Raw genomic sequence first — 13,082 nt, forward strand, 5'->3', positions numbered from 1 at the left:
CGTGCGAATTCAGCGGCAAGTGGTCGACTACGCCCTCCGGCGCCGGTCGCTGCTGGCTGACGTCTATGCGGGCCGTGTCGATGTCGCCGAGGTGTGTGATGCGAATCCTTATCTCTTGCGTGCGGCGAAGTTCCACGGCCGGGGGAGCGAGGTCACATGCCCCATCTGCCGGAAAGAACAGCTGACCCTCGTATCCTGGGTCTTCGGCGACGGCCTCGGACCCGTCGCCGGATCGGCTCGCACACCCGAGGAGCTCACGCGCCTCGCCGAGACCCGCGAGGAGTTCTCGGTTCATGTCGTCGAGGTATGCCGGACCTGCAGCTGGAATCATCTGGTGCAGTCCTATGTGCTCGGTTCCGCGCCGGCACCACCGCGCCGCCGCACCGGGACACGCGCGAACCGGCGCACTGCCGCCGAATGAAGTGCCTGGTCATCTGCCCGGCGGGTGACTCGCGGAGCCGGCCTGTGTCCGCCGCGGTGACCACCGCCGATAGCCACCTGGACCGCTACGAGTTATGGAGATCTTGTCAGTGAATTCGCCCTACGAGTCCCCCTACGGCGATGAACCAGGCAGCCGTCCGCAACGCAATTCACCTCAAGGTCCCAACCCGTACCAGAATCCCCGTCCCGGGCCCCCGGGAGGGAGGCCCGGGACGCCCGGCGCCCGGCCGGGCCCTCCGCCCGGTGCGCGTCCCGGCGCCCCGTTCCCCGGCGAACCGCGCGGCCCGCAGCCGCGCGCGTCCCCCCCCCCCGCCACGGGGCCGCCCGGCCCAGCAGGGCCGTCCACCGCAGCCGGGGCGCCCGCCGCAGCCGGATCGCGGCGTGCCCGATCGCGGCGCCCCCGCCCCCCAGGCAACCCAGAAGATCCAGCACCCCGGCTCGCCGACCGAGGCGGCGGCCGAGCGCGGCCGGCGCGGTCCGGCCACCGGTCCCCGCCCGATCACCGGCCAGCGCCCTGCGGTCGATCGCAACGGCCGTCGCGTGTCCGGAGCCGGGCCGAGCACCGGTGAACGCAGGCAGACCGCAGGTGGCCCGCCCTCCGGCCCGCCCCCGCGCCGTGGCAGCGGTAGCGGCGGCTCCGACGGGCCGGGTAGGCGTCGGCCCGCGGAGCAGAAGAAGTCGCCCTGGCGCATCGTCCGCCGGACCCTCTACGTCCTCGTCGCGCTGGCCATCCTGGTGCCCAGCGGCATCTTCCTGGCCGCGTACACCACGGTGTCGGTGCCGCAGCCGGGCGACCTGAAGACCAACCAGGTCGCGACCATCCTCGCCGCCGATGGCAACACGGTGATCAGCAAAGTCGTTCCGCCGGAAGGCAACCGGACCGACGTCACCATCGAGCAGATTCCGCCGCACGTGCGCAACGCGGTGATGGCGGCCGAGGACCGGGATTTCTACACCAACCCCGGCTTTTCGATCTCCGGCTTCGCGCGTGCGGCCAGGGACAACATCCTGGGCAAGGAAAGCGCGGGTGGTGGCTCGACGATCACCCAGCAGTACGTGAAGAACGCGCTGGTCGGTGACGAGCGCTCGCTCACCCGCAAGATGCGTGAGCTGGTCATCTCGGCCAAGATGGCGCGCCAGTGGAGCAAGGACGAGATCCTCGCCGCCTACTTGAACACCATCTACTTCGGTCGTGGCTCGTACGGCATCGACGCGGCGGCCAAGTCCTACTTCGGCAAGCCGGTCCAGGAACTGACCGTCGCCGAGGGCGCGGTGCTCGCCGCCACCATCCAGCTGCCGTCCAGCCTGGACCCGGAGAAGAATCCGGAGGGCGCGAAGACCCGCTGGAACTACGTGCTCGACGGCATGGTCTCCAGCGGCAACCTGCCCGCGTCCGAGCGGCAGGGCCTGCAGTATCCCCAGGTGGTCCCGCTCGCGGCGACCAGAGACAAGGAACAGGACTCCGGACCGGAGGGCCTGATCAAGTCTCAGGTACTCAGGGAACTCTCCGCGGCGGGCATCAGTGAGCAGCAGTTGAACACCGCGGGCCTGCAGATCACCACCACGATCGACCCGAAGGCGCAGCAGGCGGCGGTCGACGCGGCGACCAAGAAGATGGAAGGCGAGCCGGAACAGCTCCGGACCGCCGTCGTCTCGATCGATCCGCGCACCGGCGCGGTGCGCGCCTACTACGGCGGCAACGATGGTCAGGGCTACGACTACGCCAACGCGGGCCTGCAGACAGGCTCCTCGTTCAAGGTCATCGGCCTCGCGGCGAATCTCGAGATGGGCATCCCGCTGTCGCAGATGTACGACAGTTCGCCGATCACCGTGAACGGCATCAAGATCACCAACGTCGAAGGCGAGCAGTGCGGAATGTGCACCATTGCCGAGGCGCTGAAGCGATCGCTGAACACCAGCTTCTACCGCATGCAACTCGACATGCAGAACGGCCCGCAGAAGATCGCCGCCATGGGCCACAAGCTGGGCATCCCGGAGACAATTCCAGGCGTGGGCCGGACGCTCACCGAGTCGGACGGCTCCGGTCCGAACAACGGCATCGTGCTCGGCCAGTACCAGGCCCGACCGCTCGACATGGCTTCCGCCTACGCGACTTTGGCGGCGTCCGGCGTCTACCACGCGCCGCACTTCGTGTCGAAGGTGGTGACCGCCGACGGTCAGGTCCTGCTCGATCGCGGTGAGGTCGCCGGTGAACAGCGCGTCTCGGCCGCAGTGGCCGACAACGTCACCGCCGCAATGAGGCCGATCGCAGCCTATTCGCGCAACCATGGTCTGGCTGGCGGCCGCGACTCAGCTGCCAAGACCGGCACTGCCCAGCTCGGTGACACCGGCGAGAACAAGGACGCCTGGATGGTCGGTTACACCCCGTCGCTATCGACTGCGGTGTGGGTCGGCAGCGTCGATAACTCGCCGCTGCGCAACTACAGCGGCGGCATGATCTACGGTTCCGGCCTGCCCTCGGACATCTGGAAAGCAACCATGGACGGCGCCCTGCAGGGCACTCCCAACGAGACCTTTCCGAAGCCCGCCCCAATCAAGGGCCAAGCCGGTGTCCCCGAATGGTCGGCGCCCTACACCCCGCCATCCGCCGTCGATTCCCCGCTGCTGCCTCCGGTCGTAGTTGCGCCGACGCAGGTGGAGGTTTTCCCCGGCATCGTCATCCCGGTCCCCGGCGTCCAGCCCGCCCCGCAGCAGCCGCGTTCACAGCAGCAGCGTGAGCAGGACGCGGGCCCGCTTCCCGGCCAGCCGGTCGCACCCACCGACGGTTCGTCGCCCACGGTCACCGGAACGCCACGCTCAGGCAACAACGGCAACGACGCGGGGACGACCGGAGCACCTCCCACCCGGGGCAGGTAGCCGGTTCCGACGATGGTGAGAGCGGCGGACGAACGGAAGCATGCGGCTATCCGATCATCGGGTATCGGTTAGGCACTATGCAGCCGTCCTTGCTCTGCCGGTCGGTCGGCTCTCGTCACCGACCGACCGGCAGACGGGCATGCCAAGCCGCAACTGGCGCAATTCGCAATAGGTAGGACCGGCCTACCTCCATCGGCCGCCTTCGTGGCGAATAGATATCAGGCCTGTAATATTCCGGCTCGAGGGTATATTAATGACTCCGCCTGGAAAGCCCGTCGAATGCCGGTAGCGCAGAGTCCGTCCTGGCCAGCAGCACTACACTGCCGACCAGGATCGCAGAGCGTTAGAACTTAAATAGGCGTCGAATACCAGAAGCCATTCGGATCCTGATAGCACCGCTCCCTAGCGCCAGCATTGCTCAAGCAGTCGGTGTATTCCCGGTAACCCTGTAGAACCACCCAGGAGCCGTCTGATATCTGAACACACTTGTCCGTCACCCCCTTGGAGTTCAGACAGTCCGAATAAGACGGATACCCGGCCGACGCATTGCCGGCCAGCGCGACAAGAGATACACCAGCAACAGCCAGCGAAACAACGAACTTCGTGAACATACCCACCCCTTTATTGGAGAATCGACGCCTCCACCTTCGGCGCCGATAAAATAGAATGCTAACATCCGCGAAATGCTTTCGGAAGCGTAATACAAATTGTGTGGCTGGCTCCGCATGGAGGAACCGGCGTGACTCGATCCGAACTACGAGCCCCGCTCCAGGTAGCCTCGGGTTCTGTGACCGATCAGCAGCTGGTGGAGCCACGGAACGGGAGGGCGCCGCTATCCGACCGGGCAGGGGCCGGTGGGGCCTACTACGCCGCGCCCGCCCCGCTCGCAGCGGATCTCCGCTCGGCGGACGCGCGAGACCGGCCGAGCCGCAACGATTCGCTCACCGCCCAGCTGTCCACGGTGATCGGTGGACCGGTCGGTGATCACGCCCTGATCGGGCGGGTGCGGTTCTGGACGCCGATGCGAGTGCTGCTGGCGTTCGCGGTGGTGTTCCTCGCACTCGGCTGGTTCGGCAAGGCGGGCTGCATTCAGCAGACCACCGGCGCCGACGGCGACCTGACCCTCGACTGGAACAACGGCCGCCAATACGTGGCCATGTGCTACTCGGACACCGTGCCGCTCTACGGCGCGGAACGACTGAACGAGGGCGCCTTCCCGTACAAGAAACATTGGATCGAGCAAACCCCCGACGGCGGCCGCGAAGTCCGGTACATGGAATACCCGGTGCTCTCGGGCCTGTACCAGTATTTCGCGATGCGGATCGCCAAGAGCTGGGACGCCGCGCCCCTGCCCGGCGCGCTCCAGGTGGTGATCTACTTCAACGTCGTCGCGTTCGGGCTCGCGATGGCCTGGCTGGTCACCATCTGGGGCTCGGCGCTGCTGGCCGGCCGCCGGATCTGGGACGCGGCGCTGGTCGCCTGCTCGCCATTGGTGGTCGTGCACGCGTTCACCAATTTCGACGCCCTGGCAACGGCTTTCGCCGCGACCGGTCTGCTCGCCTGGGCCCGGCGCAAACCCGTGCTCGCCGGCATCCTGCTCGGTCTCGGCGGCGCCGCGAAGCTGTATCCGCTGCTGCTGCTCGGACCCATCGTCGTGCTGTGCCTGCGCACCGAGACGATGCAGCGGATTCCGCGCAACCACCTCGGCCTGCGGATACGCGATGTGGACGGCTGGCCTGCGTTCCTGGCGTGGGTACGGGAGACGCCCTACCGCGTCCAATTCCTCAGCGCCCGCCCGCTCGGCGCCGCGTCCGTCACGGTGTCCGCGGCACTGGGCACCTGGCTGGCGGTGAACCTGCCGATCGCCGCGCTGTACCCGAACGGATGGCGAGAGTTCTTCCGGCTGAACACCACCCGGCACGCCGATCCGGACTCGATCTACAACGTGATCTCCTCGTTCACCGGCTGGCCCGGTTTCGACGGCGTGCTCGACCACGGGGAGCAGCCGGTCATCCTGAACACGGTCTCACTGCTCGCGTTCGTCGTGGCGTGCGCGGTCATCGGCTATATCGGTCTCACCGCGCCGCGGCGCCCGCGGCTGGCACAGCTGTGCTTCTTGGTGGTCGCGGCCTTCCTGCTGACCAACAAGGTGTGGAGCCCGCAGTATTCGCTGTGGCTGGTGCCGCTCGCCGTGCTCGCGCTGCCGCACCGGCGCATCCTGCTGGCCTGGATGACCATCGACGCGCTGGTCTGGGTGCCGCGCATGTTCTATTACCTCGGCCTGGACCGCAAGGGACTGCCCGAGCAGTGGTTCACCGGCACGGTGGTGCTGCGTGACCTCGCGGTGGTGGGGCTGTGCGCCCTGATCGTGCGCCAGATCTACCGTCCGGAGGAGGACCTGGTTCGCCGCGACTACGTCGACGACCCGGCCGCTGGTGTTGTCGACCGGATGCCGGATCCGCTGCTCCCATGGCTACCCGAGCCGCTGCGGCCGCGGGTGACCGTCGCCCGTGGCTGACCGCCCGGCCGGTCAGCCACCTCGAGCGCTCACCGGGTGCGCAGGAAGCGCGCCTGTTGCTCCGGCTCCTGCGGCAGCATATCGAGATCCAGCTGCCACGCGCTGCCCGTCCACGGATCGAACAGCGGGGTGCCGCCGACGGTGGGCAGGTGCCTGCACGACTGCGACAGCAACGCCACGGTGGAGTCGGCGGAATCGGATTCGTTGGCGCCGACGATCACCGTGGACAGGCCGATCAGGTCGCCGCGCGCCATCAGCACACCGATGCGCTGCGCGTCCGAGCTCTGGTAGCCATGCGGAAAATCCGCTGCCAGCAAGACCCGGTGTTCGCTCGGCGGCGTGAAAGCGCCACTGCTGTAGGCCAATTCGGCGAGCTCGGCGGCGTCCACCAGTGCCTGCAATCGTGCCGAGATATCGGTGTGGTCGGTGACCGGCGGTCCGTTCAGCACCGGCGCGAGCAGGCCGGTGAAGCCGCTGAACGCGTCGGTCAGGTCGATGATGTCGACCAGTGCCCGCCGCTGCGGCGCCGTGGCGAGCAGTCGTGCGAGCAGCGCACCCACCACGGGCGCGACGGCGCGGGTCGACTCGGTATCGATCCACAGCGGCCGATTCAGCGGCACGGGAACGCAATACGGGATGCGCAGCGGGCCGCGATCGAGTGCGTAGAGCTCGCCGAGCCGGATGCCATCGCTCGGGGCGGGCGGCTTGTCCCAGGCGGGCGAATCCCAGGACGCCAGCGCGGGCGGTAGCACCCGGTCGGCCTCGGCGAGTTCGCGCCTCAGCTGTTCGGCGTCGCGCTGGTGGTTGTGCTCGGCGATGGCGATCAGCTCGTCGTTGCGTTGCTGTGCGGCGCGGCGAGCCTCCTCGGCCGCCGGGGTGTTCCTGGTCGCGGGATCGGAAACAGCAAGCGATAGCTCGTGATCCAAACGCTTGGCCGCGTATTCGCGCGCCGAGACGAGCGCGGCGGCCGACCGCGCGGCGTCCTCGAAGACCATCCACAGCCGTTCCAGGCCGTGTCCGACTTCCAGCGGTGCGCCGCTGGTCTGCGCATCGTCCGCCAAGGGATCGGCCACGGTGTGCGCGTCCGGCTGCGGTGCGGCTGCGGGCTGTGCGGGCTCACCGTCGACGTCGACACCGTGCGCGGTGAGCAGCACGGCGAGTCCGCCCGCATAGCCCTGGCCGACGGCGCGCAGCTTCCACGCCGGGCCGCGCCGGTACACCTCGAGACAGATCAGCGCCGTCTCGCCCGCTGTCGGCGCCATTGCGAATTCCACTGTGGCGCTGCCGTTCTCGGACAGCATCGCGGTCACCGGCCCGAGCCCGTCACCGCTCGGAGGCGCGGCTGGGTCGGCACTCACCACCAGCAACACCGCCTTGGCGTCCGGTCGGACCTCGGCGAGCGTGATCGTCACCCCGTCGGCGGCCAGAGCGACACCCGCCGTGGCGGGCTGGTTGTAGAAGACGAAATCGTCGCTGGAGAACACCTTCAGGTTCTCGGCGACCACCAGCGCGGAAACATCGAGGGCAGCCTCGGCTTTCGCACTGAAACGAACGACCTCACCGGTCAACGGAATGTTCTGACCGGCCTTCAGTTGAATCACGTATCCGCCCTGCTGTTCGCCCCGCCGATCAACCGTTGACGAGGAACCGGCCGAGCTGCGGCACCGCCTCACCGGGGTGCTTGGCCTGGAAGCCCTCGCCGAGCGCCTGCAACTTCCAATCGTTGCCCACCCGGTACAGCTTGGCCATCGCCATGGCGGTGAACGGCATGCCGCCCGCCAGTGTGTACCTGGCCAATTCGCCGTTGTTGGTGCCGTCGATCAAGCGGCAGAACGCGTTCTGCACCTGCTCGAACGTGTGGCCCTTGTAGGAGGTCACGATGAACACCAGCGTGGTCACATGCACCGGGACACGAGTCAGGTCGACCAGGATTACCTCGTCGTCGCCTTCGCCCTCGCCGGTGAGGTTGTCGCCCTGGTGGCGGATCGAGCCGTCCTTGGAGGTCAGCTGGCCGTAGTAGGCGACGTCCACCGGGTTCATGTCGGCGAACATGATGACCGAGGAGTCGAGGTCGATGTCGACCGTGCGGTTGCCGAACATGCCTCGGCTGCGCACCGGATCCCAGCCGAGACCCATCTTGACGAAGGTCAGCGCGGTGCCTTCCTTACGCAGCGTGACCCGCTGCCCCTTCACCAGGCTGACCGGCCGGTCCTTGGTCAAGCTGACCTCGGCCGCCGGTTGCTGCGGCGGCGCGGGCTGAGCAGGCGGCGGGTAACCCGGTCCGGGGGGCGGCGGGTAACCAGGGCCGGGCGGCGGGTAGCCCGGACCACCCTGCGGCGGCGGCGCAGGCTGAGCAGGCGGCGGGTAGCCGGGACCGGGCGGCGGCGGGTACGAGCCGGGCGGCGCGTACTGCGGCGCCTGCTGCTGCGTCGGGTATGCCGGGGTGGTCGGTGGCGGGTAGTTGGCGGGCTGCTGCGGCGGCGCGGGCTGCGGAGCCTGCGCGGGCTGCGGAGCCTGCGCGGGCTGGGCGGGCGTGTCGTCGACGGTGACACCGTGGTCGGTGACCAGCGCGGCGAACCCGCCGGCGTAGCCCTGCCCGACCGCGCGTACCTTCCACGCGCCCTGGCGCCGGTACAGCTCGAGCGCGATCACGATCGACTCGGTGTTCAGGCCGTCGATCCGGTACTCGTACAAGCGATTGCCCGCCGCGTCGGACACGATCGCGGTCGGAGCGGCGAACTGGCCGAAAGTGCTGTTCGCGTCGTCCAGCGTGATCACCGCGCGGATCTGGTCGATGTCGGCGGGCACCGCGTTCAACGACACCGCCAGCGACGCGGGCTGTCCGGCGGGGGCGGGCTGCAGATTCACGCCGGGGCCTGCCGGCTGGTTGAAGAAGACGAAGTCGGCGTCGGAACGGACCTTGCCCCGCTCGGTGACCAGTAGTGCCGACAGATCCGCCGGCGCCGAGAGCTGGACGGAAATCACCACGTCGTTGGTGGCCAGCGGACCGTTCTGGCCCTTGGCGAGTGTTGCGGACAAGTTCGACCCTTCGCTTGTCGGTGCGTACGCCTGACACTCTACGAGAAACGCGCTCGGCACCGCTCGTACTGAACGGCCGCGCTACCCCCGACACGCGCTGGCACATCGGTTAGGGTGACGGCACGCAGATGGAATACGGCGATCACACCGTGTTCCCGATCGAGACAGCAGGCAAACACTCCATGGCGCAACTGTTCGAGCAATCGAAGAAGGTGATCGAGGCCCACCTCGCCGGAACCAGCCTCAGGGCGATTTCCGGCTCGATGATCGCCTATGAAGGAAATGTGCAGTTCAAGTCGGCCGGTTTCGGCGGGGGCGACGGCGTGCTCGCCGGGCTCAAGCGGCGGGCGACCGGCGAGAAGCTGTCGCTGATGGAGTGCTCCGGCAACGGCCGGGTTTTCTTCGCGGTCAACGGCCAGCATGTCACCGTGGTCGAGCTGAACAACGAGACGCTGCAAGTGGAGTCGCAACAGCTGCTCGCCTTCGCCGGGAACCTGCGCACCGACGTGCGTTTCGCCGGTGTGCGCGGCGCGTCCTCCGGGCAGGGCCTGTTCACCACCACCGTCTCCGGCCAGGGGCAGGTCGCGCTGCTCTCGGCAGGCGGGCCACTCATTCACCTCGAGGTGTCGCCGCAGTATCCGCTGGTGGTGGACCCGGACGCGTTCGTCGCCGCGCGCGGCAACCTCAACCAGTCGTTCGTCACCGACGTGTCCTGGCGCAGTTTCGTCGGCCAAGACGCGGGCGAGGCGTTCTCGCTGCGCTGGGATGGGCAGGGCATGGTGTCGATCCAGCCGGCGGAACGGTAGGGACCAGCGATGTTCGAGAAAGTCAACGGCAAGGTCGTCAAAGTCAACGTCGGGATGGCGGGCGGCGTGGTCGCCCGCAACGGCGCGATGCTCTTCTACACCGGCGATGTTTCCTTTGCGCCGCATCAGATTCCGGGCGGCCAGGGCATGGGTGGCATGGGTGGCGTGATGCGGCTGGCCGGGCGCGCGATGGCGGGCGAGCACGAGCGCACCATGCTGGCGCAGGGCACCGGCGAGGTGCATTACGGGTTCGCGGGCCTGGAAGCGCATGTGGTGCACATGCAGCCGGGCGCGACACTGCGCGTCGAGGCTTCGCGACTGCTGGCCAACACCGCCGGGTTGCAGAGTTCGGTGGTGTCGGTGATGAGTTCGGGCGGCGGAGGCGGTGGCGGCGGCCTGATGGGCGCGCTGCGCGGCGCCGCGTCGGGCGCGTTGACCGGCCAAGGCATGTTCACCACCCAACTGTCTGGGCAGGGCGCGGCGGTGCTGCTCGCGCACGGCGGGTTCCTGGAACTGCAAGTGGGCGGCCCGAATCCGATCGTGGTCGACCCGCAAGCGTTCGTCGCCGCCTACGGCAACGTGCAGACCGAGCTGAAGACGGCGCTGAGCTGGCGGGACGCGGTCGGCCGCGGTGCCGGTGAGGCGATGCAGTTGCATTGCGTCGGGCAGGGCGTCGTCTATGTGCAGGCCTCCGAAGAGAAGTTGTGAGCATGTCCCAGATCCTCAATCCCATGAATCTCGGTGAGAGCGACAACATCCCGGGTAACAGCTACGCCTACTGCATCGACCTGAACAAGCCGTGGTTCATGCGCAAGGGCGCGATGATCGCCTACTACGGCGACATGCGGTTCCAGATGCTCACGCACGGCCTGCACGGCGGCCTGCTGCACATGGTGTCGCAGCAGTTCTCCGCGCCGCTGTTCACCGGCGACTACGTCGTAGCGGAGGGACACGGCAAGCTGATCATCGGCGACCGCGGCTACGACATCAATTCCTATGACCTGGAGGACAACGGCAACCTGACCATCAGGGCGGCGAACCTGCTGGCGTTCGAGCCGGGTCTGTCACTGAATCAGTCCATCGTGCCGGGGTTCCTCACCCTCATCGGCACCGGCAAGTTCCTCGCCTCGTCCAACGGACCGGTCATGTTCGCCGAGCCGCCGCTGCGGGTGGACCCGGAATCGCTGGTCGGGTGGGCGGATTGCCCCTCGCCGAGCCACCACTACGACCAGCGGTGGGTCACCGACTTCCTGGCCGCGGGCGCGGCTGCCCTGGGCGTCAACTCCGGTGAGGAGCGTCAGTTCGACTTCACCGGCGCGGGAACCGTGCTGATCCAGTCCAGCGAGAAGGTGCTCAGCGACTCGATGCTGGTGCGCACGATCGAGGGACAGCTCCAGAGCGGCATCACCGTCGGCGGCCTGCAACGGCTGCAGGGGTTGATCGCGCAACAGCTGGCGGCGCAGCAACAGTACTGACCGGCGGCGGGCCTCGCACTGGACGCGGTCAGGTGTTATGCCGCGTCTACCTGGCCGGTAAGACGCCGGGCGCGGAGGCCGTCATGTTCACGTCCGCTATGCGTCCTGGACGTTGTACGGGTGATTCGGGCAAAACAGAGCAGCCTATAGCGGGTTGGCGGGCGGAATACTTACGGACAGCAAAGGATTCGCGACAGGAAGATGAAATCGTCTCGATGTCCGTCTGAGCGGCGCCCCGGTCGGCGGAGAATCGGGGCATGGCTGACTTGGCGCTCTCGCCGCAGCGTCGCACGGCGCTGACGAACCTGGTCCGAGACGAATCCACCTTCGCGACAGCGTATCCGCGGGTCGCCGACTACTGGGCCACCGCGGCCGGGTTGCCCGGCACCGGCGACGACATCGCCGACGCCACCTTCGACCTGCATCTGCTGCACTACATGACCGGCGGCGCGAGCGAAAACCCGTACTGGGACATCGTCGCCGCCGCGGTGACGCCAGGTCCGCCTGAGCGCGCGGCGCGCCCCGAAGTGAACGGCGGCAATCCGAAAGGCAGTGCGCGCCTAGCCTATGCACAGATCGTTCTGCAAGCAGCCTACGCCTACGCCATACCCTCCCCTGCGACGTTGCGCTGGGTCGCGGACGTCGCACAGGGCAGACCGATCGTGGAGGTCGGGTCCGGCCGCGGCTACTGGGCCCATCAACTCGCTGGAATCGGCGTGCCGACAACCGCTTTCGACTCGCATCCGCCCGACCGCACGACCAATACGGCCTTCCCGGCAGCCCCAGGACAGTCCGCGACCTGGCATCCCATCGCGACGCCACCCGAATCGGCGGACGATCTGGCCGCCGCCCACGCCGAAGACGCCCTGTTCCTCTGCTGGCCGCCCGGCTGGGAAGACCCCATGGCCTCGACCACCCTCACCGCGTATCAGGAGGCGGGCGGCTCCTTACTCATCTACATCGGCGAGGCGCGGGGCGGACGGACCGCCGATACCGCCTTCTTCGACATGCTGGACGCGGAATGGACCCTGCTCGACCAGGACCCGGACTACGTCTCGTGGTGGAACCTCGGCGACACCGCCCAGTGCTGGCAGCGTTGATGACCGAGCACGCACTCGGTCAGCTTGCGCGCTGGAATTCCCAGGGATCGTGCGCGCTGATCAGCATGATCTCGTGGCCGTGATCACGGTGGAGTTCACGCAGCCGCGCCTGGGTACCCAGTCGCAGGTCGTGGTGGACTTCGGAGCTGGCCTGCACGATGTCGAGAATCGGATGCGGCTGCGGAGCCGGATCGAGTTCGCGGTGGTAGTAGTAGGCGTCGCCGCAGTGCAGCAGCCAGCGCTCACCGTCGCGGACGGCGACGCCGGTATGGCCGGCGGTGTGCCCGCCCAGCGGGATCAGCTGGAAGTCGTCCGGCAGGTCCTTCGGTTGAATCGCGTTGAACTCGAACCATTTTCCCGTGGCGGCCGACGGGTAGGTCACCCACTGCGGGTTATGCGCCCAGTGCGCGGACCGGTAGCGGAAACTCGGGGCTTCGGCGAGCGCGGCCTCCAGCTCGGCGGCGAGCACGTGGACCCGCGCGTGCGGAAAGTCGGGCAGCCCGCCGCAGTGATCCACGTCGAGGTGGGTGAGGATGATGTGCCGGACATCGCCGGGGTCGTAACCGAGACGCTGTACCTGCCGGATGGCGGTCTCGTCCTCGGACAGGACCGGCTGCGCCATCGCGACCCAGTCCGCGCCGAGAGTGCCCGCCGGGTCGCGGACGTCGTCCAGCCCGATACCCGTCTCGATCAGGACCAGGCCCTCGGATTCGGTCTCGACCAGCAGGCAGTGATTGACGGCGTGGGCAGGGGCAGGTCCGTCATAGGTGGCCTCGATCTGCCGCACCGATCCGCAATTGAGGTGATGAACTGTCATGCGAGTTAG

10 protein-coding genes are annotated in these 13,082 nt (G+C 67.9%); 7 read left to right on the forward strand and 3 right to left on the reverse strand.

The window, feature by feature from the left end; all coding sequences use genetic code 11:
- The first annotated feature begins 1 nt into the window (after nt 1).
- The 3 genes from ACWPXK_RS01710 (at nt 2) to ACWPXK_RS01720 (ending at nt 5,836) form a co-directional block, all read left to right on the forward strand.
- Nucleotides 2-421: a DUF5318 domain-containing protein gene (locus ACWPXK_RS01710; RefSeq protein ID WP_169811140.1), complete on the forward strand. Its 420-nt coding sequence runs from the start codon at nt 2-4 to the stop codon at nt 419-421.
- A 560-nt stretch (nt 422-981) separates the two neighbouring features.
- Nucleotides 982-3,318 carry a transglycosylase domain-containing protein gene (locus ACWPXK_RS01715; RefSeq protein ID WP_454195396.1) on the forward strand — a complete coding sequence of 779 codons (2,337 nt, stop codon included), beginning with the start codon at nt 982-984 and terminating at the stop codon, nt 3,316-3,318.
- A gap of 805 nt (nt 3,319-4,123) precedes the next feature.
- Entirely contained in the window at nt 4,124-5,836 is a 1,713-nt protein-coding gene (locus tag ACWPXK_RS01720; RefSeq protein ID WP_454195397.1) for a glycosyltransferase family 87 protein, read from the forward strand.
- 29 nt (nt 5,837-5,865) lie between these two features.
- Here the strand turns inward: ACWPXK_RS01720 and ACWPXK_RS01725 are convergent, their stop codons facing one another.
- Nucleotides 5,866-7,437: a TerD family protein gene (locus tag ACWPXK_RS01725; protein WP_454194243.1), complete on the reverse strand. Its 1,572-nt coding sequence runs from the start codon at nt 7,435-7,437 to the stop codon at nt 5,866-5,868.
- Nucleotides 7,438-7,465: 28 nt separating this feature from the next.
- Nucleotides 7,466-8,875 carry a TerD family protein gene (locus ACWPXK_RS01730; protein WP_454194244.1) on the reverse strand — a complete coding sequence of 470 codons (1,410 nt, stop codon included), beginning with the start codon at nt 8,873-8,875 and terminating at the stop codon, nt 7,466-7,468.
- A 182-nt stretch (nt 8,876-9,057) separates the two neighbouring features.
- On the opposite strand from ACWPXK_RS01730, the gene ACWPXK_RS01735 reads away from it, so the two are divergent.
- The 4 genes from ACWPXK_RS01735 to ACWPXK_RS01750 all read left to right on the forward strand — a co-directional run bounded on the left by ACWPXK_RS01735 (nt 9,058) and on the right by ACWPXK_RS01750 (nt 12,256).
- On the forward strand, nt 9,058-9,681 hold the full coding sequence (locus ACWPXK_RS01735) for an AIM24 family protein (protein WP_454195398.1): 624 nt from the start codon (nt 9,058-9,060) through the stop codon (nt 9,679-9,681).
- 9 nt (nt 9,682-9,690) lie between these two features.
- Nucleotides 9,691-10,389 carry an AIM24 family protein gene (locus ACWPXK_RS01740; protein ID WP_454194245.1) on the forward strand — a complete coding sequence of 233 codons (699 nt, stop codon included), beginning with the start codon at nt 9,691-9,693 and terminating at the stop codon, nt 10,387-10,389.
- Nucleotides 10,390-10,391: 2 nt separating this feature from the next.
- Nucleotides 10,392-11,156, forward strand: coding sequence for an AIM24 family protein (locus ACWPXK_RS01745; RefSeq protein WP_454195399.1), 765 nt, complete (start codon nt 10,392-10,394; stop codon nt 11,154-11,156).
- Nucleotides 11,157-11,413: 257 nt separating this feature from the next.
- Nucleotides 11,414-12,256, forward strand: a complete 843-nt coding sequence (locus ACWPXK_RS01750; RefSeq protein WP_454194246.1) for a hypothetical protein — start codon at nt 11,414-11,416, stop codon at nt 12,254-12,256.
- Nucleotides 12,257-12,275: 19 nt separating this feature from the next.
- Here ACWPXK_RS01750 and ACWPXK_RS01755 read toward each other — a convergent pair whose 3' ends face one another.
- Entirely contained in the window at nt 12,276-13,073 is a 798-nt protein-coding gene (locus ACWPXK_RS01755) for an MBL fold metallo-hydrolase (RefSeq protein ID WP_454194247.1), read from the reverse strand.
- Nucleotides 13,074-13,082 lie beyond the last annotated feature (9 nt).

Source organism: Nocardia sp. Marseille-Q1738 (assembly GCF_965283145.1).